Annotated in this window: 29 protein-coding genes; 14 read left to right on the plus strand and 15 right to left on the minus strand. The window is 65.0% G+C overall.

Translation table 11 applies throughout. The annotated features are described in order from the left end of the window. Window positions 1–16 precede the first annotated feature (16 nt). Together ccoG and BRA1417_RS0129650 are read left to right on the plus strand one after the other, a co-directional pair. On the plus strand, window positions 17–1,456 hold the full coding sequence (gene ccoG / locus BRA1417_RS0129645) for a cytochrome c oxidase accessory protein CcoG (protein WP_027518891.1): 1,440 nt from the start codon (window positions 17–19) through the stop codon (window positions 1,454–1,456). Between the two features lie 142 nt (window positions 1,457–1,598). Beyond that, on the plus strand, window positions 1,599–2,762 hold the full coding sequence (locus BRA1417_RS0129650; protein ID WP_027518892.1) for a GNAT family N-acetyltransferase: 1,164 nt from the start codon (window positions 1,599–1,601) through the stop codon (window positions 2,760–2,762). A gap of 8 nt (window positions 2,763–2,770) precedes the next feature. On the opposite strand, the gene BRA1417_RS0129655 is transcribed toward BRA1417_RS0129650, so the two are convergent. Further along, a complete protein-coding gene (locus BRA1417_RS0129655; protein WP_027518893.1) occupies window positions 2,771–3,436 on the minus strand; it encodes a DsbA family oxidoreductase in 666 nt (221 codons plus the stop codon). A 67-nt stretch (window positions 3,437–3,503) separates the two neighbouring features. Beyond that, entirely contained in the window at window positions 3,504–4,325 is an 822-nt protein-coding gene (locus BRA1417_RS0129660) for a helix-turn-helix domain-containing protein (RefSeq protein WP_027518894.1), read from the minus strand. Window positions 4,326–4,426: 101 nt separating this feature from the next. Here BRA1417_RS0129660 and BRA1417_RS0129665 point away from each other — a divergent pair, with 101 nt between their 5' ends. Together BRA1417_RS0129665 and BRA1417_RS0129670 are read left to right on the plus strand one after the other, a co-directional pair. Then, the gene (locus BRA1417_RS0129665) at window positions 4,427–4,657 is read left to right on the plus strand and encodes a hypothetical protein (protein WP_027518895.1); all 231 of its coding nucleotides are present in this window, start codon (window positions 4,427–4,429) and stop codon (window positions 4,655–4,657) included. Window positions 4,658–4,695: 38 nt separating this feature from the next. Continuing rightward, window positions 4,696–5,094, plus strand: coding sequence for a hypothetical protein (locus tag BRA1417_RS0129670; protein WP_027518896.1), 399 nt, complete (start codon window positions 4,696–4,698; stop codon window positions 5,092–5,094). Between the two features lie 100 nt (window positions 5,095–5,194). Here the strand turns inward: BRA1417_RS0129670 and BRA1417_RS0129675 are convergent, their stop codons facing one another. Beyond that, window positions 5,195–5,755, minus strand: a complete 561-nt coding sequence (locus BRA1417_RS0129675) for an SET domain-containing protein (protein WP_027518897.1) — start codon at window positions 5,753–5,755, stop codon at window positions 5,195–5,197. Between the two features lie 165 nt (window positions 5,756–5,920). Between BRA1417_RS0129675 and BRA1417_RS0129680 the strand changes: the two genes are divergently transcribed. Beyond that, window positions 5,921–6,541, plus strand: coding sequence for a hypothetical protein (locus BRA1417_RS0129680; protein ID WP_027518898.1), 621 nt, complete (start codon window positions 5,921–5,923; stop codon window positions 6,539–6,541). Window positions 6,542–6,559: 18 nt separating this feature from the next. Here BRA1417_RS0129680 and BRA1417_RS0129685 read toward each other — a convergent pair whose 3' ends face one another. Next, entirely contained in the window at window positions 6,560–7,285 is a 726-nt protein-coding gene (locus BRA1417_RS0129685) for a TetR/AcrR family transcriptional regulator (RefSeq protein ID WP_027518899.1), read from the minus strand. 106 nt (window positions 7,286–7,391) lie between these two features. Between BRA1417_RS0129685 and BRA1417_RS0129690 the strand changes: the two genes are divergently transcribed. The 6 genes from BRA1417_RS0129690 to BRA1417_RS0129715 all read left to right on the plus strand — a co-directional run bounded on the left by BRA1417_RS0129690 (window position 7,392) and on the right by BRA1417_RS0129715 (window position 11,655). Continuing rightward, the gene (locus BRA1417_RS0129690; RefSeq protein WP_027518900.1) at window positions 7,392–8,789 is read left to right on the plus strand and encodes a carotenoid oxygenase family protein; all 1,398 of its coding nucleotides are present in this window, start codon (window positions 7,392–7,394) and stop codon (window positions 8,787–8,789) included. A gap of 40 nt (window positions 8,790–8,829) precedes the next feature. Continuing rightward, the gene (locus BRA1417_RS0129695) at window positions 8,830–9,099 is read left to right on the plus strand and encodes a hypothetical protein (protein ID WP_027518901.1); all 270 of its coding nucleotides are present in this window, start codon (window positions 8,830–8,832) and stop codon (window positions 9,097–9,099) included. A gap of 77 nt (window positions 9,100–9,176) precedes the next feature. Beyond that, window positions 9,177–9,752 (plus strand): hypothetical protein, encoded by a 576-nt coding sequence (locus tag BRA1417_RS0129700; RefSeq protein WP_027518902.1) that lies wholly within the window; start codon window positions 9,177–9,179, stop codon window positions 9,750–9,752. 12 nt (window positions 9,753–9,764) lie between these two features. Next, entirely contained in the window at window positions 9,765–10,319 is a 555-nt protein-coding gene (locus BRA1417_RS0129705; RefSeq protein ID WP_027518903.1) for an inner membrane-spanning protein YciB, read from the plus strand. A gap of 104 nt (window positions 10,320–10,423) precedes the next feature. Beyond that, window positions 10,424–10,720 (plus strand): hypothetical protein, encoded by a 297-nt coding sequence (locus tag BRA1417_RS0129710; protein ID WP_007602176.1) that lies wholly within the window; start codon window positions 10,424–10,426, stop codon window positions 10,718–10,720. Window positions 10,721–10,734: 14 nt separating this feature from the next. Beyond that, window positions 10,735–11,655 (plus strand): SH3 domain-containing protein, encoded by a 921-nt coding sequence (locus BRA1417_RS0129715; protein WP_027518904.1) that lies wholly within the window; start codon window positions 10,735–10,737, stop codon window positions 11,653–11,655. Window positions 11,656–11,826: 171 nt separating this feature from the next. Here the strand turns inward: BRA1417_RS0129715 and BRA1417_RS0129720 are convergent, their stop codons facing one another. After that, window positions 11,827–13,482 (minus strand): fumarate hydratase, encoded by a 1,656-nt coding sequence (locus BRA1417_RS0129720; RefSeq protein WP_027518905.1) that lies wholly within the window; start codon window positions 13,480–13,482, stop codon window positions 11,827–11,829. 225 nt (window positions 13,483–13,707) lie between these two features. Here BRA1417_RS0129720 and BRA1417_RS0129725 point away from each other — a divergent pair, with 225 nt between their 5' ends. From BRA1417_RS0129725 to BRA1417_RS0129740, 3 genes are all read left to right on the plus strand, one after another. After that, window positions 13,708–14,181, plus strand: a complete 474-nt coding sequence (locus tag BRA1417_RS0129725) for a hypothetical protein (RefSeq protein ID WP_027518906.1) — start codon at window positions 13,708–13,710, stop codon at window positions 14,179–14,181. A gap of 250 nt (window positions 14,182–14,431) precedes the next feature. Continuing rightward, a complete protein-coding gene (locus BRA1417_RS45035; RefSeq protein ID WP_007612258.1) occupies window positions 14,432–14,605 on the plus strand; it encodes a hypothetical protein in 174 nt (57 codons plus the stop codon). A gap of 116 nt (window positions 14,606–14,721) precedes the next feature. After that, the gene (locus BRA1417_RS0129740; RefSeq protein WP_027518907.1) at window positions 14,722–15,396 is read left to right on the plus strand and encodes an isoprenylcysteine carboxylmethyltransferase family protein; all 675 of its coding nucleotides are present in this window, start codon (window positions 14,722–14,724) and stop codon (window positions 15,394–15,396) included. Window positions 15,397–15,434: 38 nt separating this feature from the next. On the opposite strand, the gene BRA1417_RS0129745 is transcribed toward BRA1417_RS0129740, so the two are convergent. The 10 genes from BRA1417_RS0129745 to flgB form a co-directional block, all read right to left on the minus strand. Beyond that, a complete protein-coding gene (locus BRA1417_RS0129745) occupies window positions 15,435–16,142 on the minus strand; it encodes a glutathione S-transferase (protein WP_027518908.1) in 708 nt (235 codons plus the stop codon). Between the two features lie 78 nt (window positions 16,143–16,220). Beyond that, window positions 16,221–16,901, minus strand: a complete 681-nt coding sequence (locus BRA1417_RS0129750; RefSeq protein ID WP_027518909.1) for a lectin — start codon at window positions 16,899–16,901, stop codon at window positions 16,221–16,223. Between the two features lie 143 nt (window positions 16,902–17,044). Further along, complete coding sequence (locus tag BRA1417_RS0129755) at window positions 17,045–18,052, minus strand: Tim44-like domain-containing protein (protein ID WP_027518910.1); 1,008 nt, start codon at window positions 18,050–18,052, stop codon at window positions 17,045–17,047. 204 nt (window positions 18,053–18,256) lie between these two features. Continuing rightward, window positions 18,257–20,839, minus strand: coding sequence for a cell cycle histidine kinase CckA (gene cckA / locus BRA1417_RS0129760; RefSeq protein WP_027518911.1), 2,583 nt, complete (start codon window positions 20,837–20,839; stop codon window positions 18,257–18,259). A gap of 154 nt (window positions 20,840–20,993) precedes the next feature. After that, the gene (gene flhB / locus BRA1417_RS0129765; protein ID WP_027518912.1) at window positions 20,994–22,073 is read right to left on the minus strand and encodes a flagellar biosynthesis protein FlhB; all 1,080 of its coding nucleotides are present in this window, start codon (window positions 22,071–22,073) and stop codon (window positions 20,994–20,996) included. A gap of 11 nt (window positions 22,074–22,084) precedes the next feature. Next, window positions 22,085–22,855, minus strand: coding sequence for a flagellar biosynthetic protein FliR (gene fliR / locus BRA1417_RS0129770; RefSeq protein WP_007602155.1), 771 nt, complete (start codon window positions 22,853–22,855; stop codon window positions 22,085–22,087). 17 nt (window positions 22,856–22,872) lie between these two features. After that, window positions 22,873–23,136 carry a flagellar biosynthesis protein FliQ gene (gene fliQ, locus BRA1417_RS0129775; RefSeq protein WP_007612284.1) on the minus strand — a complete coding sequence of 88 codons (264 nt, stop codon included), beginning with the start codon at window positions 23,134–23,136 and terminating at the stop codon, window positions 22,873–22,875. A gap of 173 nt (window positions 23,137–23,309) precedes the next feature. Then, entirely contained in the window at window positions 23,310–23,618 is a 309-nt protein-coding gene (gene fliE / locus BRA1417_RS0129780; protein WP_007612285.1) for a flagellar hook-basal body complex protein FliE, read from the minus strand. A 16-nt stretch (window positions 23,619–23,634) separates the two neighbouring features. Further along, the gene (flgC, locus tag BRA1417_RS0129785) at window positions 23,635–24,060 is read right to left on the minus strand and encodes a flagellar basal body rod protein FlgC (protein ID WP_027518913.1); all 426 of its coding nucleotides are present in this window, start codon (window positions 24,058–24,060) and stop codon (window positions 23,635–23,637) included. 18 nt (window positions 24,061–24,078) lie between these two features. Then, the gene (gene flgB, locus BRA1417_RS0129790; protein WP_027518914.1) at window positions 24,079–24,483 is read right to left on the minus strand and encodes a flagellar basal body rod protein FlgB; all 405 of its coding nucleotides are present in this window, start codon (window positions 24,481–24,483) and stop codon (window positions 24,079–24,081) included. Window positions 24,484–24,532: the final 49 nt, after the last annotated feature.

Genomic DNA, 24,532 nt, shown 5'->3' on the forward strand with positions numbered 1-24,532 from the left:
ACGCGAGGAACGCAGGATGACCGACGACACCATCATCGAAGGCCCGCTCTACGAGAAGCGGAAGAAGGTCTACCCGCAATCGGTCCAAGGGCCGTTCCGCCGCATCAAATGGGCGATCCTCTGCGTCACGCTCGGCACCTATTACCTGTTGCCCTTCATTCGCTGGAACCGCGGACCCGGCCTGCCGAACCAGGCTGTCCTGGTCGACTTGCCGCATCGCCGCTTCTATTTCTTCTTCATCGAACTGTGGCCGCAGGAGGTCTATTACTTCACGGGCCTGCTCATCATTGCCGCCATGGTGCTGTTCCTGATGAACGCGGTGGCCGGTCGTATCTGGTGCGGCTACATGTGCCCACAGACGTTATGGACCGATTTGTTCTATGCAGTGGAACGCTGGGTCGAGGGCGACCGGCGCGAGCGCATGCTAGGCGACAAGCGCTACTGGACCTTTGGTCACATCCGGAAGGTCGCAACCAAGCACTTTCTCTGGATCATGATCGCCTGGTGGACCGGCGGCGCCTGGGTGCTCTATTTCGCTGACGCGCCGACGCTGGTGAAGGAGCTCGCCACTTTCCAGGCCCCCTTCATCGCCTATCTCTGGATCGGCATCCTGACCGCAACGACCTACGTCTTTGCAGGTCACGCCCGCGAGCAGATGTGCATCTACATGTGTCCCTGGCCGCGCATCCAGGCGGCGCTGACCGATGAATGGGCACTCAACGTCACGTATCGCCGCGACCGTGGCGAGCCACGCATGTCGGTGAAGAAGGCGCAGGTCGCCCGCACCCATGGCGACATCGCGGGCGACTGCATCGACTGCCACCAGTGCATCAATGTCTGCCCGACCGGCGTCGACATCCGGCACGGCATCCAGCTCGGCTGCATCCAATGCGGCCTGTGCATCGACGCCTGCGACAGCGTCATGCGGGAGATCGGCCGGCGCGCCGGCCTGATCGGCTACGATACCGACATCAACCTGCAGCGCCGGAGCGAGGGCAAGGCGCCGATTTACCGCATCATCCGCGCGCGTACCCTGATCTATACCGCGGCCATTGCCGTCGTCGGCGGCATCATGCTCTACGCGCTCGCCACGCGCGCGACGATGGACGTCAACGTGCTGCACGAGCGTAATCCGCTCTTCGTTCAGCTCGCCGGTGGCGGCGTCCGCAACGACTACACCGTGCGCATCCTCAACAAGGGTGCACAGCGGTCGTTCGCGCTTGAGGTCTCCGGCCTGCCGGGCGCGACAATTCGCGTCGCCGGCATCGAGGCTGGAGCTGACGGCAAGCCCGTCGTCGAGGTTGGGCAGGATCAGACCCGCGAGGTCCGGCTGTCGGTGCAGGTCGACCCGACGCAGCTGCCGCAGACATCGCGCGACATCGACATCGGGATCACCGACACCGCCGGCGGCGGACGTGCAAGCGCCCGCGACCATTTCGTGCCGGGTGACCACTAGGCACTATCTCCCGCGGCATCCGGCGGCTCGCGGCCGGATGCTCAACGAGACGTTAATATTACCACTCGAATTGAAGCGGCGTCCCAACGGTATTTTCCAATCTTTGCGCTAAGCATGGCCTCCTGAACGGGGACGACGGGACGTGGTCGACATCGCGCACCAGGCTGCGATCAATCCGGCATCGGCAAAGCCTGCCGCGGCCTCGCGCGCGCGCGTCCCGCTTACGGCGATCGAGCCCGGCCAGTGGCGCGCACTCGCGCAGCGCGCGATCGAGCCGAACGGATATTACCTGCCGGGCTGGGAGCTCGCTGTGAGCGCAACCGCGCGCGGCCGCACCGATGCCTCGGCGCTTCCCGCATACGATGGATCGCGGCTGATCGGGCTGATGCCGGTGATCTCGCTCTGGCGTGCATGGAAGATCCCTCTGCCCGCGCTGGTGAGTGCGCACCCCTATGGCACGCTTTGCAGCCCGCTGATCGACCGCGATGCCCCGATCGAGGCAGTGACGCGCCTGTTGCAGCAGGCCCGAGCGACCGGAGCGCATGCGCTCGTGCTGAACGATGTGGCGCTCGATGGGGCGGCGATGACCGCCCTCAACCAGGTTCTGAATCGCGACGGCCTGAAGCCGCGCCTCCTCAGCTCCTACATCCGCGCCAGCCTCGACGCGACCCAGGACGGTGAGACGCTGCTACGCGACGCGCTCGGCACCAAAAAGCTCAAGGAGCTGCGCCGCCAACGGCATCGTCTCGAAGACCACGGCGCCGTCGTGTTCGATGTCGCGCACAGCCCCGACGAGATCAGGCCCGCGCTCGAGACATTTTTGCAGCTCGAAGCCAGTGGCTGGAAGGGCAAGCGCGGAACCGCGCTGGTCCAGCATGCCGGCGATGCAAGCTTCATCCGCCGCGCCGTTCCCGCGCTGGCAGAAACCGCGCAATGCGAGATCGTCACCCTTCGCGCCGGCGCGACGCCGGTAGCCGCTGGGATCGTGCTGCGCCATCAGGACCGCGCCTTCTTCTTCAAGCTCGGCATTGACGAGCGCTTTGCAAGATATTCGCCGGGCGTGCAGCTTACGCTCGAGCTCACCCGCCGCCTCTGCGCCGACCCGGCCATCGCCAGCGCGGACTCCACGGCGAGCGCCGATCACCCCATGATCAACCCGATCTGGCGCGGGCGCTTCGCCGTCGGCGACGTGCTGATACCGTTGCGGCGGAACGACCCCATCGTGGCGCTCGTTCACGGAGCGCTCGCGGCGCACGGCATCGCCTACGCGGCGGCGCGCCGCGCAGTTCGCCTGCTTCGTAAATAGGATGGCTCCTATTCCGCCGCCTGGGCGTTGATCTCCGCCGAAACTTCGCGGATGGCCCGCGCGAGCATGTTGGGATCCTGCGCGCCGGAGACGGCGTATTTTTGCGCGAACACGTAGGTCGGCACGCCGGAGATGCCTTTCTCGGCGGCTTCCTGCGCGTCCGCCGATACGCGCGCGACGTCCTCGTCGGTCACGAGTCGCTTGCGCACGTCGTCGGCATCGAGGCCGACATCGGCAGCCGCCTGCACCAGCACGTTCAAATCGGTGAGGTCGCCGCCGTCGCGGAAGTAGAGCTCCATCAGGCGCTGCTTCATCTCGGGCGCCTTGCCGATCGCCTCGGCCCAGAGGATCAGGCGGTGGCAGTCGGTGGTGTTGGGCTGACGCGCGACAAGCTCGGGCCGATAGACGAGCCCCTCTTCGCCCGCGGCCGCAACGACGCGTCCCGCAATGCCCTTATAGGCCTCGACCGAGCCGAACTTCTTGGTGAGATACTCCTCCCGGCTGATGCCCTCGGACGGCACCCAGGGATTGAGGAAGAAGGGACGGAAATTGAGCTTGATCGGAACGTCGGGCACCAGCGCCAGCGCGCTCTCGATCCGGTGCTTGCCGATATAGCACCAGGGGCACACCACGTCGGAAACGACGTCGATCTGGAGCGGCTTTAGGTTGCTCATGAGCGCCTCCTTCGGGCGTTGCGGGTTGTGCCCAAAGATAAGCCGAACCCATTCCGAGGCAAGGCCGCTAGCTCATGGCTGCTGCCATTTGTCGGAGCCGCTCGGCAGTGCGCTCGTCGGCCGGGAAGAAGGTTTCCAGGGCCAGCTCCGACAGCGTGATATCGACCGGCGTGCCAAACACCATGGTGGTGGAGAAGAAACTGAGTATCTCCCCCTCGTGGCGCAGCTTGAAGGGGATCGCGACATTGTCGCTCGACAGCGGCGCCGCGCGCGCCGGGATCGGATAGCTCTTCAGGTCGTTGTACAGCTTGATCAGCTCGGGATCGGCGGTCGCCTCGCATTGCCGGTGCAGCCGCTCCAAAAGATGCCCGCACCATTCCGCGAGATTGACCGTGCGCGGCGCCAGCGCCTCGGGATGGAAGGCAAGCCTCAGCACGTTGAAGGGCTGGCCGAGCAGTCGCTGCGGAATGCCGGCGAGCAGCGGCGCGAGCATGCGGTTGGCGGAGACCAGATTCCAGTGCCGGTCATAAGCCAGCGCCGGATTGGGCTCGTGCGCCCTGAGGACGAGGTCGATCGCCTGGCGGGCTGATTTCAAGGCGGGATCCTCCAGCGGGCGCTGTGGAAAGGCCGGGGCATAGCCGGCGGCGACCAGCAGCACGTTGCGTTCGCGCAATGGCACGTCGAGCCGCTCGGCGAGTCTGAGCACCATGTCGCGCGAGGGTGCGGCACGGCCGGTCTCGACGAAGCTCAAATGGCGCGCCGAGATTTCGGCCTCGCCGGCGAGATCGAGCTGGCTCATGCGGCGGCGCTGCCGCCATTCGCGCAAATGGTCGCCGATATGGACCGGTTGGCTGCGTTCGGCCTGCGCCGTGGATGCATGTGCGTTCATGGTCGAAAACCTACCACGCAGATTTCGGCCCTTCCATTACGTCGGAGGTAATCGAATTGGTCCTCGGGCCGGCGCATCTTGGGTCGCAACAGGAGACGACCATGATCGCACTGCTGCTCTACCGGACCGTCACAGACCAGCTAGTTCCCTGGGCCATGGCGCTCGCAACCCGGATGCTGGCGCGCAGCCTCAACATGCCCGAGCCGCTGGTGCATTCGGCCGGCGACTACGTCGTCGCGCAGGTCACGGCCTTCGAGCACAGCGTCGGCAGGAGCCTCTGCCCGTTCCGCCTCGCCCGCCTGCTTCGGGCCTGGTGGCGCGGATTGCACTGAGTTTCACCTCGAGCCCACCCCAACCATGGAGACCCACGATGATCGACGCATCCACCTTCCTTCGCCGCGCGCTTCTTGCCGACGCGATCTTCAGCGGCGTCGCCGCTCTCGGCTTCACGTTCGGCGCCAGCGCGTTCGCCTCGCTGTTCAACCTGCCCGAAGCGCTGCTGCGCGAGACCGGCTTGTTCCTGATCGCCTACACCGCGCTCGTCGGCTGGCTCGCCTCCCGCGCCTTGGTGGCAAAGCCGCTCGTGCTGCTGGTCGTGGTCGGCAACGCGGCCTGGACGGCCGGCAGCATCGCGCTGCTGCTCTCGGGCGCGGTGTCGCCGAACCTTGCCGGCGAGCTCATGGTCGTGGCACAGGCGATCGCGACCGGCGTGTTTGCCGAACTGCAATATGTGGGATTGCGCAGGAGCGGGAGTGCGTTGGCCGCGTGATGCCACATCACTTGCTGTCGTCGCATACGGAGAGGCCGCGGCGTACTGGATGCCCCGCTTTCGCGGGGCATGACAGCTGTGCCAGAAGCTCGAAATCAGGCTAGGCCCGCGCGCGGCCGTTCGCCTTGCCAACAGCGACGCCGTTGAGCTTCTTCTTTTTGGCGGCCGTCGCGCCCGCCTTCTGCGCTTTACGCTCCGCGCGCGCCTTCACCTTGGCGCGTTCGGTCCGCGCCTCGGCGCGCAGCTTCTTGCGCTTCTTCTCGCAAGATTCGCACTTGCAGCCGATCGGCTTCAGGTAGGCTTTGAAATAATCGGTGCCGTAGTCGTAATTGATCTCGTCGCCCGGCTCGATGTTCTTGATGGCGCGGATGAAAACCTTGCGCTCACGCGGCCGGACGTCGGATTCGGCGTTGGGCCGGCACGAGTGGTTGATATAGCGCGCGAGGTTCTTGCGCACCGAGCCGTCAATGGTCCAGCGGCCGTTGAGCTCGAACAGGTATTTGTTCTCGATGTCGTCGTGCTCGGGAATCCGGGAGTCCAGGATCGGTCCGTAATAACGGATGATCCGGGTGCCCTTCTTGATCGGCTTGGTGGCGAAGAGGCCGAGCCCGGTTTTCGAGCGGCCGACGCGATAAGGTTTGTTGGACGAGGTGGCTGGCATGATCACGAAAAACGAGGACGCGAACGAGGCTGAAAGAGCCCAAGCGAAGCCGCTCTTCTAGAACGATTCCGCGCCGCTGTCAGGTGTCTGTCGACCCTGTTTGAACCTTGCCCACAATCAAGACGTCTGATGGTACGGAGTTCCCGCTCGACAAAAGGCGTCGTCATGTTCCGCATCACCACCGCAGGCTTGGCCATATTGCTCCTGGCCATGTTGCTGATGTGCAGCGGTCTCGGCCGCGCCGACGCCCAATCCGTGGGCAGCCAATATACCTCGACGGCCCCGAAGGATTGCCGCCAGATCGGCAAGCCCAGCGAGCTCGACGGCAGCACCACGCGGGTCTGCGAGGGCAAGGATGGCCTCGTGGTCCTGATCGCCGAGGATGATCTTCGCGAAGTCGTCTCCGTCGGCCGCAATCGCAAGGCCGCGGCCGAGGAACCGGCGGCTAAAGTCTGGTTCGCTCCGTTCAACTCGTCCGAAACCACCGTCGAATGGCGCACCGCTGGGGCCAAGCCGTTTGCGATGATCCAGCGCTGGCACATCGCCGATGGCACCGATCCCGACAAGCAGGGGCGGCCGAACACCAAGGCCATGCTCATCGTGACCCGGCTGCCACCCGGCCCCGTCTGCCATGTCGCCTATGTCGACGCGATCGCCAATCCGAACGCCAATGAGCTCGCGCGCAAGGCCGCGGACGAGTCCGCCCGCAGCTTTACCTGCGGCAAGGACGACGTGAAGATCGTTGGTGCCAGCGGCCGCGCCGTCGAGCTTGCGACGATGCGGTAGGCGCCCGCTTGCAATCGATCAGGGACCCGGCGGCTTCCCCGTCACCGGCGACATCAGCATCGCCTCGAGCAGGCGTTCGGGAGTCGTGCCCTCGGGCAGGCGCCCCAGAATATCCTCAAGCCGCCCATCGAGCAGCAGCATGGTAAAACCGTGGACCATCGACCAGGCGCGCGCGATCGCGGCGCCCTGATTGAGCGTCAGCGCGTCGCCGCTGATCTGCTCCTGCCGCATCATGCCGACGGCATTGGCAAGCCCCGCGAAGGACGCCTCGGCGGCCTCGTGCAGCGACGGCCTGGAATAGTCGAGGCGCTCGGTACGGAACATGATGCCGTACATGCCGGGATGAGCCTGGGCGTAGGCGACATAGGCTTTCGGCCGCGCCAGCGCGCGCTCGAGCGGGGTGGTGGCGCTGTCAGAGGACGAGGCCATCGCCGCATTGAACTGGCGGAAGCCGACCGCCGCGAGCTCACTGAGAAGCCCGGTGAGGTCACCGAAATGATGGGTAGGCGCCGCATGCGAGACCCCCGCTTCGCGCGCCACCGCGCGCAATGTCAGGCCCGCGAGCCCGTCCCGCTCCAGCACCCGCTCGGCGGCCTGGAGCAGCGCCTCGCGCAGCGCGCCGTGATGATAGGGCGCCTCTGACTTGACGCTCGCCGGTCGTCGCGCGGGACGCGCCGGCGCACTCGCCTTTTTTGCGGTGCGCGCACCGCGCGCAGTTTCTGTCCTGATTTCGCTCTTGCCCATCGGCCAGCTATAGGACGCCATATTGACAGTGTAAAGATTTCGCTTGACCAAGCCCCCTCACACGGCTATTTCATCTTTACGATGTAAAGATAAGGAGGGATACGCCGTGCAGCAGGACGCCGTTGCCGAACGCCGCCACAACCTCGGTCCGATCCCATTCGAGGCCGACGCGCCCTTCCTGAAAATCATCGGTGAATTGCCGCGCGACCTGAACGGCACGCTCTATCGCAATGGCCCCAACCCGCAGTTCGACTCGCCTGGCGCGCACTGGTTCGTCGGCGACGGCATGCTGCACGCCTTTCATCTCGAGAATGGCCGCGCCAGTTATCGCAACCGCTGGATCCGCACGCCGAAATGGCTGGCCGAGCACGATGCCGGCCGCGCGCTGTTCGGCGGCTTCGGCCGCAAGCTGCCGGATGCGCCGGCGAACCTGACCGATGGCGGGGTTGCGAATACCAACATCATCTTCCATGCCGGCAAGCTGCTTGCGCTGGAGGAAGCGCATCTCCCGACCGAGATCGAACCGGGCACGCTCGCAACGCGCGGCTATCACAATTATCACGGCCGCGTCGCCGGCAGCTTCACGGCGCATCCCAAGATCGATCCCCTCACGGGCGAGCTGGTGTTCTTCGGCTACAACGCCGCGGGACCGCTGACGCCTGCCCTCTCCTACGGGTCGATCGACGCGTCCGGCAAGGCGACGCGCTTCGAACGATTCGAGGCGCCCTATGCCAGCATGGTGCACGACTTCATCGTCACCGAGAATCATGTGCTGTTTCCGATCCTGCCCATCACCGGCAGCATGGAGCGCGCGATGAGCGGCCGGCCGCCCTACGCCTGGGAGCCGGACAAGGGCGCCTATGTCGGCGTGATCAAGCGCAAGGGCAGCGCGAAGGACATCGTCTGGTTTCGCGCTGAAGCCTGCTACGTCTTCCACGTCATGAATGCGTGGGAGGACGGTGACCGCATCATCGCCGACGTCATGCAATTCGAGGAAGCGCCGCTGTTTCCGCATCCCGATGGGCGGCCGACCGATCCGGAGAAGTCGCGCGCCCGCCATTGCCGCTGGACGTTCGATCTCTCAGGCGACACCGACCGCTTCCAGCAGAGCTATCTCGACGATCTCACCGGCGAATTCCCGCGCATCGACGACCGCCGCGCCGGATTGAGGAGCCGTCACGGCTGGTACGCCTACGCCAATCCGAAGCTGCCGATGTTCGGCGCGCTATCCGGCGTCGTTCACGTCGATGGCAATGGCAAGCGCCTCGGCCATTATCTGCTGCCGGCCGGCGACACCATTTCCGAACCGGTGTTCGTCGAGCGGTCGAAAGATGCGGCGGAAGGTGATGGCTGGCTGCTGGCGGTGGTCTGGCGCGCGCGGGAGAACCGCAGCGACCTCGCCGTGTTCAACGCCGGAGATGTCGAGGCCGGCCCCGTCGCGCTAGTGCAGCTCGGCCATCGCGTGCCCGACGGTTTTCACGGCAATTGGGTCGGCGCGACCTAGTTCTCCTCTCGACATCGCTGATGTCACCAAAAGGTCTCTCATGCCTATGCCCTCGATCGCCGCGGACGGCCTCGCTGTCCTGATCCTGTTCCTGATCTGCGCCGGGCTCACGCTCCAGATGATCCGGCCGCGGCGGAGCGGCCAGACCGTCTTCAACGGCGGTATCTTGCTCGCCTTCGTCCTCTCGGTCGCCTGCGCGTTACCTGTCCTGTCGCACCTGTCCTGGGCGGGCTTAATCGATGAGATGGCCGATCAAGCCGTTGCAGCAATTCAATTTTTGGAAGTCGCCTACGTCATTTTTACACTGTAAAGATTTTGCTTGACCCCGGCTCGCTCCTGGCCTATTGATCTTTACATCGTAAAGATAAGGCCTGACCGAGGCGGACCATGGCGATTTTCCTGATCCTCGCGCCCTACGGCGCCTTCACCTTCCTGATGCTGATGACATCGGCCACGATCAGCGTGTTCGTGGCCTCGGCAATCTGTCTCGCGACCGTCGCGATCGATGTCGCGCGCGGCCGCTCGGTCAAGATCCTGGCTATGGGCTCGGCGCTGCTATTCGCCGCAATCGGCCTCCACCTCGCGCTGTTCGACCCGGCGCTCGGCACGCTCGGTGTCAAGCTGTCGGTCGACATCGGCATCTTCGTCATCTCGCTCGGCTCGATGCTGGTCCGCCGTCCCTTCACGCTGCAATACGCGCTCGAGGCCGTGCCGCCCGAGACCGCGGCGATGCCCGGCTTTCTCTACGCCAATTACGTCATCACCGGCGCATGGACCGCGGCTGCGCTGCTGATGGCGGCCGCCAATCTCGTGCTGCTCTATGTCCCCGGCCTGCCGCTCTGGTCGAGCCTTGCGGTTGCCTTCGCCGCCCGCAACAGCGCGATCTACTTCACAAAATGGTATCCCGAATATCGGCAGATCAAGTACGGTGCGCCGGCCAGCGCAATGCCCAACTCCCGCTGAACAGGATCGACGATGAAGGACGTATTCGCCCGCCTCGCCTCCGACCTCTTCTCCGCCATCGTCTTCCTGGTCATCTACCTCGTGACCGACAACGTCGTCCTGGCAACGTCGGTGGCGATTGCCGGAGCGATCGCGCAAGTGATCTATGCACGCGTCAAGGGGCAGCAGCTCAATTACATGACCTATGCGAGCGTCGCGCTCGTCGTCGTGCTCGGCACGGTCACGCTGCTGACCAACGATCCCCGCTTCATGCTCGCAAAGCCCTCGATCGCGCATTTCGCGATCGGCGCCATCATGCTCAAGCGGGGCTGGATGCTGCGCTACATGCCATCGATCGTCGTCGAGACCGTTCCGGAATATGTGACGGCTGCGGGCTATGCCTGGGCCGCGCTGATGTTCGTGATCGGCGCCGGCATGATCGCCGTCGCCTCCACAGGCGATCTGAAGCTGTGGGCGTTCTACATCACGGTGGTCGCGGGCGGCGCCAAGATCCTCGCCTTCGCCGTGCAATATGTCGTGCTTCGCCTCATCGTCACCAGCCGACGGCGCGCCGCCGCCCGCGCCTGAATGCCTCCAACGGAGCGTTAGGCGCGGGCGGCGAGTTGCGCTATACGCTCGGCCGGGACTGGTCCGCGGATCATCGCGGTCCGCCGGGATATTGGGAGACGCGAATGGCCGTCGACGGCAACTGGACTCTGACCCTGACGACCCCCATGGGCGAGCGTAAGGCGACGCTGAGCCTGACGGCTGCCGGCGGCACGCTCACGGGGACACAGGGTGCGGAAGGCGATACAGCCGAGATCTTCGACGGCACCGTCAGCGGCGACGCCGTCAACTGGAAGGTCTCGATCACCAATCCGATGCCGTTGACGCTCGAATTCATAGGAACCGTCTCCGGCGATAGCATGAGCGGGGAGATGGGCATCGGCCCGATGGGCAGCTTCCCATTCACGGGCACGCGCGCCTAAGCCGCGCGGCAACCGTGCGCGCGGTCCGTCTCATCGCGGCGGCGATCCTGTGTGTCGCGACCCAAGCGGCGCGCGCGGACGATGCCGAACCGGCGTGGCGGGCAAGCGCGCTCGCCATGGTGCCGGCAGGCTATGTCGCCGGCACCGCCTATCGCACCGAAGGGTCGACGGGCTACCTCGCTGTCTATCCGATCTCGTCGAACGATCCGAAGTCACCGGCAAGCGTGTTCGCTACGCGCCAAGCTCTCGTGGTCGCGCTGACGCCGGATGCGACACGCGCAGTCTCAGCCGAATTGAAGCCGCGTAGCGGGCCGGATCCTGACAACGACGACACTGAGTTCGCAAAGCTGCACGCCGATCTCGCCGCCAGGCGCTCAACGCTCCCCGACGGCACCGAGCCCTGCGATCTCGGCGCCTGGTCCGTGGACAAGGATCCCAGCGGCCTCAACGTGCGTGCCGAACCATCGATCAAGGCGCGTGTGCTCGGCACGCTTCCGCCGCCCTACCGGCTCAAGCTCGGCGGCAGCGAGAACACGCCCGATGGCGGCTGGCTCACCGAATTCCGCATCATCGGCTTCAAGAGCGGCTGGTTTCTGATCGAAGGCGCCAAGCCGCCGGGCAAGGACTACGAGGACGACAAGAAATACCCGCGCAGCGCGCCAAAGCCCTATGCCGGACGCGGCTGGGTCGCCTCCAACAAGGTCGGCGCGTCCTACGCCAATGGCGCGACACGCATGGGCGGCCTGTTCCAGGCGCCCTTCGTCGACGCGCAATGGATTCCGGCCCAGCGCGAGCTCGGCGGCCCGATCGACACCGACGGCGGACCGAAGCACATCTTTGCCTGCAGCGGCCTCTGGGGCCTTGTCGAGAGCCAGGACGGCGTCCGCGGCTGGTGGCGCGGGCTGTGCTCCAACCAGGTCACGAATTGCAGTTAGCTCTTCTCCCTCGCCCCGCTTGCGGGGAGAGGGTCGGGGTGAGGGGGAGTCTCCACAAGGACGGTGAGAGTCGGTCTCGCGGAGACTCCCCTCACCCGGATTGCTCCGGACGATGCTTCGCATCGCCGAGCGCAATCCGACCTCTCCCCGCAAGCGGGGCGAGGTGAAGAACTAACCCAGATTCAACTCCTTGAAGAAGTCGTTGCCCTTGTCGTCGATGATGATGAACGCCGGGAAGTCGACGACCTCGATGCGCCAGATCGCTTCCATGCCGAGCTCGGGATATTCGAGCACCTCGACCTTCTTGATGCAGTGCTCGGCAAGATTCGCCGCGGCGCCGCCGATCGAGCCGAGATAGAAGCCGCCATATTTCTTGCAGGCCTCACGCACGGCCGGCGCCCGGTTGCCCTTGGCAACCATCACCATCGAGCCGCCGGCGGCCTGGAACTGATCGACGAAGGAATCCATACGGCCCGCAGTGGTCGGGCCGAACGCACCGGAGGCGTAGCCCTCGGGCGTCTTGGCCGGGCCGGCGTAATAGACCGGATGGTTCTTGAAATAATCCGGCAGCGGCTCGCCCTTGTCGAGCCGTTCGCGCAGCTTGGCATGCGCGGAATCCCGCGCAACGATCATGGTGCCGGTCATCGAGACCCGGGTCTTGGTCGGGTACTTCGAGAACGTGGCAAGGATATCCTTCATCGGCTGGTTGAGGTCGATCTTGACGACCTCGCCGCCGAGCGACTGCTCGACCTCAGGGAGATACTGCGCCGGGTTGTGCTCGAGCTCTTCGAGATAGACGCCGTCCTTGGTGATCTTGCCGAGCACCTGGCGATCGGCCGAGCACGACACGCCAAGCCCGATCGGGAGCGAGGCGCCATGACGCGGCATGCGGATCACGCGCACGTCGTGGCAGAAATATTTCCCGCCGAACTGCGCGCCGACGCCGAGCGACTGCGTCATCTTCAGGATTTCCTGCTCCATTTCGAGATCGCGGAACGCGTTGCCGTCGGGCGAGCCGTGGGTCGGCAGCGCATCGAGATAGCGGGCGGAGGCGAGCTTCACCGTCTTCATGCATAGCTCGGCCGAGGTACCGCCGATCACGATCGCGAGGTGATAGGGCGGGCAGGCCGCAGTGCCCAGCGTCAACACTTTCTCCTTGAGGAAGGCGAGCAGCCGGTCCTTGGTCAGCACCGAAGGCGTCGCCTGGAACAGGAAGCTCTTGTTGGCGCTGCCCCCGCCCTTCGCCATGAACATGAACTTGTAGGCGTCATCACCTTCGGCGTAGATCTCGCACTGCGCCGGCATGTTGTTGGCGGTGTTCTTCTCCTCGTACATCGACAAGGGCGCGACCTGCGAGTAGCGCAGATTGCGGCGCAGGTAAGCATCGCGCGCGCCTTCCGACAGCGCCGCCTCGTCGTCACCGTCGGTGATGACGTTGCAGCCCTTCTTGCCCATGATGATCGCGGTGCCGGTGTCCTGGCACATCGGCAGCACGCCGCCGGCGGCGATGTTGGCGTTCTTGAGAAAGTCCAGCGCGACGAACTTGTCGTTCGGGCTCGCCTCGCCGTCCTCCAGGATCGCGCGGAGCTGCTTCAGATGACCCGGCCGCAGATAGTGGTTGATGTCGCCAAAGGCCGCTTCCGACAAGGCCCGCAGCGCCTCCCGCGACACCACCAGCATGTCTTTCCCCAGGACCTTCTCGACCCGCACGCCCTCGGCCGTGATCTTCTTGTAGGGCGTCTCGTCCTTGCCCAGCGGAAACAGCGGCGTGTGCTTGTAGGGCGGAACGGGCTTTGCGGGATCGGGGAAGGCGGTGGGAGCGTTCATGGGCTGGAATCTCGGGGTTTTGGGGCCCTCGCATGGGCCCCTTTCATAGAAGCGTTCTAAGCTTTTTTGCCGCAAAGGGAAGGCGCTCTGGTGCGGTCAGGGCATCCGGATTCGGCGGCTGGCGGCGGACACCAGGCCCTCATGATGCCAGTGAAGACCCTGGGTGCACCCCTTGCGCTACGCGCGGGACGACGGTTGAATGCGCCCGCTAAGGGGCTTTTCATCATGACATTGAACTTGCACGTCCGCGGCGCGATCCTGGTCGCCGCCGCCATCACCGGCCTTGTGACCCTCGCCTCGCCCGCTCGCGCGGACCGCTGCGACGACAGCGCCAAGGAGCTGGCGAACCAAGTCGATCGCCTCAAGGTGAATTTCCGCGCCGCGAATGTCGTCTACCTGACGCACCCCGCGGCCAAGGAATTGTCCGTGGCTTGCCGTGGCGACAAATATTCGATCGAGCTCTATGCCAAGGGCGATCGCAAGCCGAAACCGGAGTTCTTTGCGCTGGTGGGGTCGATGGCGGCGATCGTCTTCACCGTGACCAAGGACGATACGACGACGGGCGCGACACGTTGCCTGAAGCGGATGGGGCTCTTGCGCGGCGACAAGATCAGCATGCGTTACCGGCGTCTCAACATGGAATGCACCCGCACCAAGACGGATGCGTCCATCGCCATCACGCGCAGCAAGGACGAATAGGCGGCTCCCCGCGGGGTGTGCGTCTGACAGCACACCGCCCACTACAGACTCCGTCATTGCGAGCGTAGCGCAGCAATCCAGAATCCCTCCGCGGAGACAGACTGGATTGATTCGCTGCGCTCGCAATGACGAGGAGAGGTCCGAGAGCACATTCTAGCGCACCGGATCCCTCGCATTTTAACGATTGGCTTGAAGGAAATTTCGCTCCTCGCGGCGCAGGGTCAATGTTTCCATGTGCGAGGATTTCTGGATGAGCGTTTCCACCGTTTCGCCGCCGCCGATCGCGATCGTGGTGCCGAGCTACGACACGACCAAGCAGCAGGACGATCAGATCAAGACCAAGGACAACGACCCGACCTACAAGCCGCCGCCGCCTGCGCCGCTGCCGCCGGGTCAGGGTACGCGGATCGATCAGCTCGCCTGATCAGCCGCGTCGAAGATGAAATGCCCGATCCGGTCGATCGGGCCTTTCGCGTGTCCGGCCGCAACTTCGCCGGATAGCGGGACCAACATCGTGCGCGGCTACCCCGAGACCTGCGCATGATCGCAAGACTGCTGTTGCAGAGCACGATCATCACCGCCGCCATGGGCGCGCTGCTGTTCGCGTCCGCCGGCACCCTGCATTGGCCGTCCGCCTGGGTGTTCCTCGCGACCTCCGCCCTGCTCGGCCCGCTCTGCGGGTGGTGGCTTTACCGGGTCGACCCCGCACTGCTTGCCGAACGCCTGCGGCCGGTCCTGCAAAAGGACCAGCCCGCTGCCGACAAGGTGTTCATGACCGTCTTCGTCGTCGCGATGCTGGTCTGGCTGGCGGCGATGGGGCTCGACCGGCGCACGCTGTCCTCCGACATGCCGATGGCGCTGCAGATGCTCGGCCTCGCCGTGTTCCTGCTTTCGACGCTGTTCATCCTCTGGGTCTTCCGCGAGAACTCGTTCGCGGCGCCCGTGGTGAAGCTGCAAGCCGAGCGCGCGCAGCGCGTGATCTCGACGGGGCCTTATGCCCATGTGCGCCATCCCATGTACAGCGGCATGATCCTGTTCTTCGCCGGCGTGCCGCTGCTTCTGGGCTCATGGTGGGGACTTATGATGGTGCCGCTATTCCTCGTCTTGTTTGCGGTCCGCATTCGCATCGAGGAGCGCACGCTGCGCGAGGGCCTGCCGGGCTATGCCGACTATGTGACGCGCGTGCGCTATCGCCTGTTTCCTGGCGTCTGGTGAGCGCGCATCACTCTGCTGTGCACTTCCCGCCGGACCGGCTAACCATCCAATTCGCGGTAGCGGCGGAAGATGCCCTGCTCGTTGAAGGGAATACGGCGCTCGCTTTCGAGATACGCCTTGATGTTCGGCCGCGCCGCGACGCGATCGTGCAGGCCGACGAGGCCCGGGATATCGGCCTCGAACGCCTTCATCCGCTTCGGAAACGAATAGCGCAGCCCCGCGACGATCTGGAACAGCGAGAGATCGACATAGGTCAGCCTGCGACCGGTGACATAGGCGCCGCCATTGTCCTGAAGGAGCTGCTCGAAATAGCCGAGATATTTCGGCACGCGCTCGCCCCAGAAGTCGGCCGTGCGCTTCTTCGCCGGCGGCTTCTGATCTTCGTAGTAGAGCGAGGGCCCGAGCGGGTGATGGGTGTCGTGAATCTCGACCACGAAATCGGTGATCGTGAGCTGAAGCTGATGCACCCAGAGTTGACCGGCCTCCGACTTCGGGGCGAGGGCGTGGCGGGCGCCGAGATAGAGCAGGATATTCGCGGTCTGGCCGACGACGAGCTTGCCGCCTTTGAGGAACGGCGGCGCAAAGGGCGGCGTGCCCTCGTGCGCGTCCATCATCTTCATCATCGCAGCTGTGCCGCGTGGGCCGCGCGCCACGTCGACGTAGGCCGCGCCCGCCTCCTCCAGCGCCAGCCGCACATATTCACCGCGGCCCTGGATCTCGGGCCAATAATAGAGCTCGTATTTCATGGAAAGGGTCCGTGATTGCGTGGTGGCGAGTGTAGCACGCAACCACGAACGCCATGACGGCGGAACGAGTTCCGCGTCTCAATTCGACGCGAAGCAATACAGCAGGCCGTCGCCGCCGGTGCTCTTCAGATCGGCCTGCGAGCAGCCGCCGTCGGGGCCCCGCGAGGGATGCGAGCTGTTCCACGATTTCGACGGCTCGTCATCGCGCAGGCCTTGACGATCGGCATGGCCGACGACCGCCGCGCCTTGCGTGCTCGACGTCCAGTTCTTGCAGGTCTTGTCGTCATCCGCAGGAAATGCGCTGCCGTCGGCTTGCGAACCCGTGAGGATGTCGTGCCGGTTCGGCGTGTCGCCGCGGCCATTGATGACCTCGCCCTTCTCGCTGAGCGCGGTCTGCTTGGTGAGGTTATTGGCCGCCCCGTGCAGGTCGGCAACGTCCTTTGCGATCACAGCGCCCTTGGCGTTCTGCCACGGTCCCTTGCCGATGCGGTCGCGCGCGTTGACAGCCGGCTTGCCGTCGGCGGCCTGCGTGGAGAGATAAGCGCGCCAGGTTTTGCTGCCGGCGCCGCCGGTCTGGGCCAGCTTCTGGCACTGCGCATCGGCCCCCTCCAGGCCGCCGAGATCGGCGCCTTTACCAGGACCGTTGGAGGTCACGAAGAACGTCATGTCGGCCGACTGCGCCTGCGCCGATGGCGCTGCAAGCAAGGCCGCGGCGAGCGCGAGGCCTGAAATCGTCACGGATCTCTCAATGCGGATCATCCTGTCCTCCCTTTGTGTTGTCGTTGGCCGCCAGATTTCAACCCGACGCAGGCCCGCTTATTCCGATGCCGCGATGCGAGAGGCCCAAAAGAAAAAGGCGCCGTGCAAGAAGCACGACGCCTTGTTTCTCATGTCGTCTGCGATCAGTTGGTCTGCTGGATCGCCGACAATTCCCAAGAGCCGCCCGGACGTCGGGCAAAGGTCCAGACTTCGGTGGCCTCGCCCGGCTGCTCGCTGCCAGCGACAATTGCGCCGGTATTACGGTCGAGCGTCTTGTCGGTCAGCGCGAAGCGCAGCGCCACCGTCGCGTAATCGGTCTCGCCTTCGCGCCAGGATTCCGCGAGGTCGCCCTGCAACAGCTTCACGCCGCTGACCTTGTTGACGACATTGCGCGCGCGGTTCTGGCCGAGGTCCTGCTCGAAATAGGAGACCATTTCCGGCGTCGCCAGCGTGTGCAGCTTGGCCACGTCCTCGTTGGACCATGCGGACTGAACGTCGCCGAGCAGGCGCTCGAACGCTTCGTAGTCGTCCGGCTTGATCTCGAGCGGCGCGTTGTTATTAGCGCCGAAGCCGAAGCCGCCGCCAAGACCACTACCAAGACCACTGCGGTTATTCGCCTGCGGTCCCGGACCGGCACTGGCGTCAGCGTTGGCATAGGCCGCCTGCGGGGTGTGGCGGCGCTGCCACCACGACATCGCCAGCCGAACCACGACCACCACGAGCACGATCTGGATGATCAGGCCGATGATCGACGACAGGCCGCCGAGCCCGCCGAACAGGCCACCGCCGAACAGCATGCCGAGCAGGCCCGCGCCAAGGAAGCCGGCCGCAAGGCCGCCCATGAAGCCGCCGGCCCGGCCGAACAGGCCGCCACGCGCGGGGGCGGCGGCAGCCGAATTCATGCCTGCGCCCGGCTGGGTGTAGGTCCGATTGAACTGCGAGGTCGAGCCCGGCGCGGTCGTGGTCGATGGCGGGGCCGAATAGGTGCGCGAACCGCGCGAGCCAGACGACATGCCGCCACCGACGCGCGCGTCGGCGGACGAGATCGCCAGCGCAGTCGGCAGCGCAAGCGCCAGCACGACGGCAATCGTCTTGAAGATGCTGCGGGAGCGTTGCGAGAAATTCATGTTCGTTTCCCAGATCCCCGGCATGGGGACGTGCCCCTAAGATGGGCAGCCTTCCGTAAAAAGGAAGCCACTATCGGAACTTATGGCTGCGGCCCTCAGTCGCGGGGATGTGGCAAAAGCCCATATTTGGCGGCAGCTTGGCTGGCTGAGCGAAGGAGCCACGGTCGCGGGTTACCGGTCGCTTTGGTGCCGGCAGTTCCGCTTCCCATCGTCAATGCTTTGAAGCCCTCACCCCGCCTTCGCCATCGTCTCCTTCACGGCCGCCACGAGCTGGCTCAGCGTGAACGGCTTGGGCAGGAAGTCGAACTGCTGGCCTTCGGGCAGGCTCTTCTCGAACGCGTCTTCGGCGTAGCCGGAGACGAAGATGAACTTGATGTCGGGATTCTTCTCGCGCATCGCCTTGAGCAGCGTCGGGCCGTCCATCTCCGGCATCACGACGTCGGACACGACGAGATCGATTCCGCCGCTCTGCTCTTCCAGCACCTCCAGCGCCTCGACGCCGTTCTCGGCCTCGACGACGGTGTAGCCGCGCGAGCGCAGACCGCGTGCGTTGAGCGCGCGCAGGCCCTCTTCGTCCTCGACCAGGAGGATGGTGCCCTGTCCGGTGAGATCGGTGCGGGGCTTGGCGTCCGCCGCGGACCCGGCTTCCTTCGCGGCACCATTGCCGGCGCCAACGACCGGCGCCGGCTGCTCGACCTGCACCTCCGGCTCGGCGTGATGGCGCGGCAGGAAGATCTGGAATGAGGTGCCCTGCCCCGGTTCGGAGTCCACGTAAATGAAGCCACCGGTCTGCTTGACGATGCCGTAGACGGTGGAGAGCCCGAGGCCGGTACCCTTGCCGACTTCCTTGGTCGAGAAAAACGGCTCGAAGATCTTGTCGCGGATATCGGCGGGGATGCCGGTACCGGTGTCGGCGACCTCGATCCGCACGTAGTCCGCTGCCGGCATGCCCTTGTAGGCCAGCCTGGCCGCCTCCTCGGCGGTGACGTTGGCGGTGCGGATGATCAGCTTGCCGCCGTCGGGCATCGCGTCGCGCGCGTTGACCGCGAGATTGACGATGACCTGCTCGAACTGGGAGACGTCGACCTTGACCGGCCAGAGATCGCGGCCGTGGATGGTCTCGTGCTTGACCTTCTCGCCGATCAGGCGGCGCAGCAGCATGGCGAGGTCGGAGAGCGCATCGCCGAGGTCGAGCACCTGCGGCCGCAGCGTCTGCCGGCGCGAGAACGCCAGCAACTGCCGCACCAGCGTGGCGGCCCGCGTCGCGTTCTGCTTGATCTGCATGATGTCCTGGAACGACGGATCGGTCGGCTTGTGCGCGTTCAGCAGGAAGTCGTTCGCCATCATGATGGCGGAGAGCACGTTGTTGAAGTCGTGGGCGATGCCGCCGGCGAGCTGGCCGACAGTCTCCATCTTCTGCGACTGGTTGATCTGGTTCTCCAGCGCGCGCCGCTCGGTGGTCTCGAGCATGTGCACGATGGCGGCTTCCGCGTCGTTCTCACCCCCGTCGACCGGCGTGACGAAGAACTGGCCCCAGCGCTCCTTGGAGCCTTCCAGCGCGACCTCGACCGGCGCGATGTCGGCCTGATTCTCGGCGGCCTGGTTGATGGCCGCGATCAGCAAATGACGGTCGCGCGAATTGACGGCGCGGAAGATCGACTTGCTGGCGCTGTCGAGTCCCAGTGCCTGCCCGAGCTTGGCGTAACGCGCATTGGCGCGCACGACATTGCCGCCGCGGTCGACCGTCGCGATCGCCATCGGGGTGTGGTCGAAGAAGCGCATGAAGCGCACTTCGGCGGCGCGGTCCGGATCGCTGCGCTCGTCGCGGGCGCGGCTGATCACCAGCGTGCGCGACGGGCCTGGCGCACCGTCGGCGCCGAAGGCGAGCTTGTGATAGAGCCGCACCGGCATGGTCTTGCCGGTGCGCATGCGCAGGTCGATGTCGAAGACTTCCGTCTTGACCTCGCCCGGCACCGCCACGATCGCGGTCAGCAGCGAAGCGCCGTCGCCGGAGACGATGTCGGTCAGCTTCAGCCCGCCCGAGCCGATCTCGGCGAGGTCGTAGTCGAGCCAGTTCGCCAGCGTCGCGTTGACATAAGCGAGCTCGCCGGCCGGATTGACCGAGAAGAAACCGCAGGGCGCGTGGTCGAGATATTCGATCGCGTGCTGGAGTTCCTGGAACACGTCCTCCTGGCGCTCGCGGTCGCGGGTGATGTCGGCGATCGACCACACCGCGTATCTCGTCTCGCGCTTGCCGGTGCCGAGGGGCCGCACCCGCATGCGCAGCCAGCGGCCCTGGCTGCCGTCATGGCCGGAGATGCGCACCTCTTCCTGCTGCCGCTTGCCTTCGCGCGCGGCTTTCAACAGGCGGAACACCGCTTCGGAGACGTCGGGGTTGCCGATGAAGACGCGCTCGACGGGACGCACGTCCTGTGGGCCGGCAGCGCCGGTCAGCGTCAGATAGGCCGCATTGGAATAGACCACATGGCCCCGCGGGTCGGTCACTGCGAGGCCGTCGAAGGCGTGGTCGGCGATGCGCCCCATCACGGGATCGTCGAGATTGCGATCGACGAAGCGGATGATGCCGGCGGCGAAGGCGAACAGGTTGAACAGGCCGACCATCGCCAGCACGGCGAGGATGCCGAGGATATAGGGCTGGGCCTGCGCGCGCCCGAGCGTCATCAACCCGACGGCAACGGCGACGAGGCCGGCGGCCACCAGCAGCACCAGCGCAATGCTGCCCGAGCGCGGCGACGGCTCGTGCGCCGCAACGGGCTCGCGTGTGAGGTCGTGGTCGGTCTCGGCAGTCATCTCAAGCTGGCACAGCCTGTCGGCAGAGAATCAACGCGCTACAGGGCGCGCAGGGTCCTCCCTGCCTGAATCGGACCCGCAGGCGCAAGGGCAGCAGGGGCGAAAGGTACGCTGATTCCCAGATTACGGCCATTTCCAGTACTTTTCAGGGGTTTTATTGCCGGCTGGCACCGAATCCGCTCTTCAGACGCATGACATAGCCGATGACTTCGGCGACCGCATGGTAGTGCTCGGTCGGGATTTCCTCGTCGATCTCGACGGTGGCGTAGAGCGCGCGGGCGAGCGGCACGTTCTCGACGATCGGGATGTCGTGCTCGCGCGCGATCTCCCGGATCTTGAAAGCGAGGTTATCGACGCCCTTGGCGACGCAGATCGGCGCCGACATGCCGCGCTCGTAGGACAGCGCGATCGAATAGTGGGTCGGGTTGGTGATGATCACGGAGGCTTTGGGAACCGCCGCCATCATGCGCTTCTTGGAGCGCTGCTGGCGCAACTGCCTGAGCTTGCCCTTGATGTGCGGGTCGCCTTCGGACTGCTTGTACTCTTCCTTGATCTCCTGGAGCGACATCTTCTGCCGCTGGAACCAGCTGCGATACTGGAAGAAATAGTCGCCAATGGCGATGATCGCGAGCGCCGCGACCACCGCGGCGAGCAGATGAATGGTCAGGCTGGTGGAGGCGCCGAGCAGGGCGGCCGGATCGAGTCTGACCATCGCCTCCATGCGATGCCGCTCCGGCCACAGGATCACGGTCATGACCGCGCCGAGCACGATCAGCTTGCCGAGTCCCTTGAGGAAGTTCGCCGCCGCTTGCTTGCCGAAGATGCGCTTGAGGCCCTCGGCAGGCGACAACTTGCTGAACTTGGGCTTGAGGGATTCGGCCGACCAGACCAGTCGGTGCTGCAGCACGTTGCCGGCAATTGCCGCCAGCACCAGCATCAGCAGCGGCACGCCCACCGCCGCGAGCACCGCGACTTCGATCTGCTGCATCAGGGCGAGCAGAGCCCTGCCGTCGGTCTTGATCATCCAGGAATTGGCGAGCAGGTTGCGCATCGGCGCCAACAGCCCGCTGCCGACCGATCCCGAGAAGCTCGAGACCACGAGCGTGGCGCCCGCGATCATGAACCAGGTGTTGATCTCCTGGCTCTTGGCGACGTCACCGCGTTCGAGCGCCTCTTCGAGACGTTTTTGCGTCGGGTCTTCTGTTTGACTCTCTGGATCGTTGTCTTCCGCCATCGATCACCCGGTCACTTGAGTGGCATCATCTGGTGCATGACACCGATGAAATAGTCGAGATAGGTGCCCATCATCGCCGTGAGCACCACGGCGAGCACCAGGAAGCCGGCGAAGATCGAGAGTGGCACGCCGACGAAATAGACCTGCATCTGCGGCATCAGCCGCGCCAGCACGCCGAGCCCGATGTTGAAGACCAGGCCGAACACCAGGAACGGGCCGGAAAGTTGCAAGCCCAGGCGGAACGCGGCGGCAAAGGCGCGCGTCGCCAGCGCGGCGACATCGCCGCTCGACACGGTCTCGCCCGGCGCGAAGATCGTATAGCTGTCGTTCAGCGCCGCGATCACCAGATGATGGCTGTCGGTGGCAAACAGCAGCGTCACCCCCAGGATCGTCAGGAAGTTGCCGACCAGCACGCCCTGCTGTCCCTGCGTCGGGTCGACCGAGGTGACGAAGCCGAGCCCCATCTGCTGCGCGATCACGGCACCGGCAACCTGCAGCGCCGACAACGTCACCCGCGCGGTCGCCCCCAGCACGATGCCGATCACGATCTCATGCAGCATGAGGACCAGCAGCGGCGCGATCGAGCCCATATCGACCTGATAGGCGTTGCGATGCAGCGGCAGGATGATCAGCGTGAGCAGCAGCGCGATCGACAGTTTGATCCGTGTCGGGATATTGGTCTCGCCCAGGCCCGGCAACAGCATCACCATCGCGCCGACCCGGGCAAAGGCGAGCATGAAGGAGGCGGCAAGCGCCGGCAGCAGCGAGACGTCGATGCGCATGACGGGCGCATAGTGCCTCAGCCGCCGATGATTCGCGACGATATCCGCAGCATGTGGGAATGCAGCGCGTCGGCCATGAACGGCAAGGCCAACAGCATTGTGGCAAAGATGGCCAGGATCTTCGGCACGTAGATCAGCGTCTGCTCCTGGATCTGCGTCAGCGCCTGGAACAGCGACACGACGACGCCGACCACGAGGCCGACCACCATCAGGGGCGACGACACGATCACGATGGTCCAGATCGCATCACGCGCGACGTCGAGGGTTTCCGGTCCGGTCATTTCGCAGTTCCTTTGTCTTATTCCTCGCCTCCCACCGCTCTTGTGAGCGATGCGAAGGCCTATCCCCCGTCATTGCGAGCGTAGCGAAGCAATCCAGACTGCCGCTTCGGAAAGATTCTGGATTGCTTCGCTGCGCTCGCAATGACGATTGGGGCGGGCGCGAGCGCCAAAAATCAGATCGGCATCTTCATGATGTCTTCATAGGCTGCGATCACGCGGTCTCGGACCGAGACCAGCGTGGACACGGCGACGTCGGTGTCTGCGACCGCCGTCACCACGTCCATCACGTTGGCCTTGCCGGCGGCCATCGCCACCGTCTGCGCATCGGATTTGCGGCCGGACTCCAGGACGCTGCCGACAGTGTCTTTCAGAAGCGAGGCGAAGGACTGGCCGCTCGGCTCGCTGCCCTTGCCGGCGCCGCTGTTCTCCAGCACGCGAGCGAGGTTTGCATAGGCGTTGGCGGCAATTGTCGGTGTTGCCATGGTTCAAATGTCCTGTTCAGCTCTTGAGGATGTCGAGGGTGCGCTGGATCATCCGGCGCGTCGCGCTGATGATGTTGAGATTGGCCTCGTACGACCGCTGCGCGTCGCGCATGTCGGTCATCTCGACCACCGAGTTCACGTTGGGATATTTGACGTTGCCGGTCGCATCCGCCGCCGGATTGTTCGGCTCGTATTTGGTGCGGAAATTGGACTGGTCGGGCTTGATCCTGCCGAGGGTGACGACCTGCGCGTCGAGTGTACGGTCGAGCGCGGAGGAGAAGGTCGGCACCTTGCGCCGGTAAGGATCGCCGCCGGCGGTCGGCGACGTCGAATCCGCGTTCGCGATGTTCTCGGAGATCACCCGCATGCGCCCGGCCTGCGCCCGCAGACCGGAGGTCGCGATAGCCATCGAACGGGCAAAGTCGCTGCTGTCATTCGCCATGATCCGCTTCCTCTAGCTCTAGCCTTTGCCGATCGCAGTCTTGAGCAGGTGTAGGCTCTTCGAATAGAGCGAGGTCGCCGCCGCATAATCCATCTGGTTGCTGGCGGCCTTCATCATCTCCTCTTCGAGATTGACGGCGTTGCCCGCGGGGCGGGTCTCAAAACCCGCATTCTTGTTCTGGTCGAATCCGGAGGCCGCGCCTGACGGCGCCATGTGGGAACCGCTGGTGCGGGTAAGCGCCAAGGGGCCCATCGAACCCGTGACGGCGCCAGCCTTGTCCAGTTTCGGCTCGACCAGGTCGCGCGGCCGGAATTTGGGCGTATCGGAATTGGAGACGTTCTCGGACAGGACGCGCTGGCGCTCCTGGTGCCATTGCATCTTGGTGCGAAGCGCCGATAGCACCGGAAGATCGTTGATGGACATCGTTGCGGCTCCTTCCGCCTCGCAGGACCCATGGTCCGAAGCTAGGCAG

The organism is Bradyrhizobium sp. WSM1417 (genome assembly GCF_000515415.1).
Classification (GTDB): Bacteria; Pseudomonadota; Alphaproteobacteria; order Rhizobiales; family Xanthobacteraceae; genus Bradyrhizobium.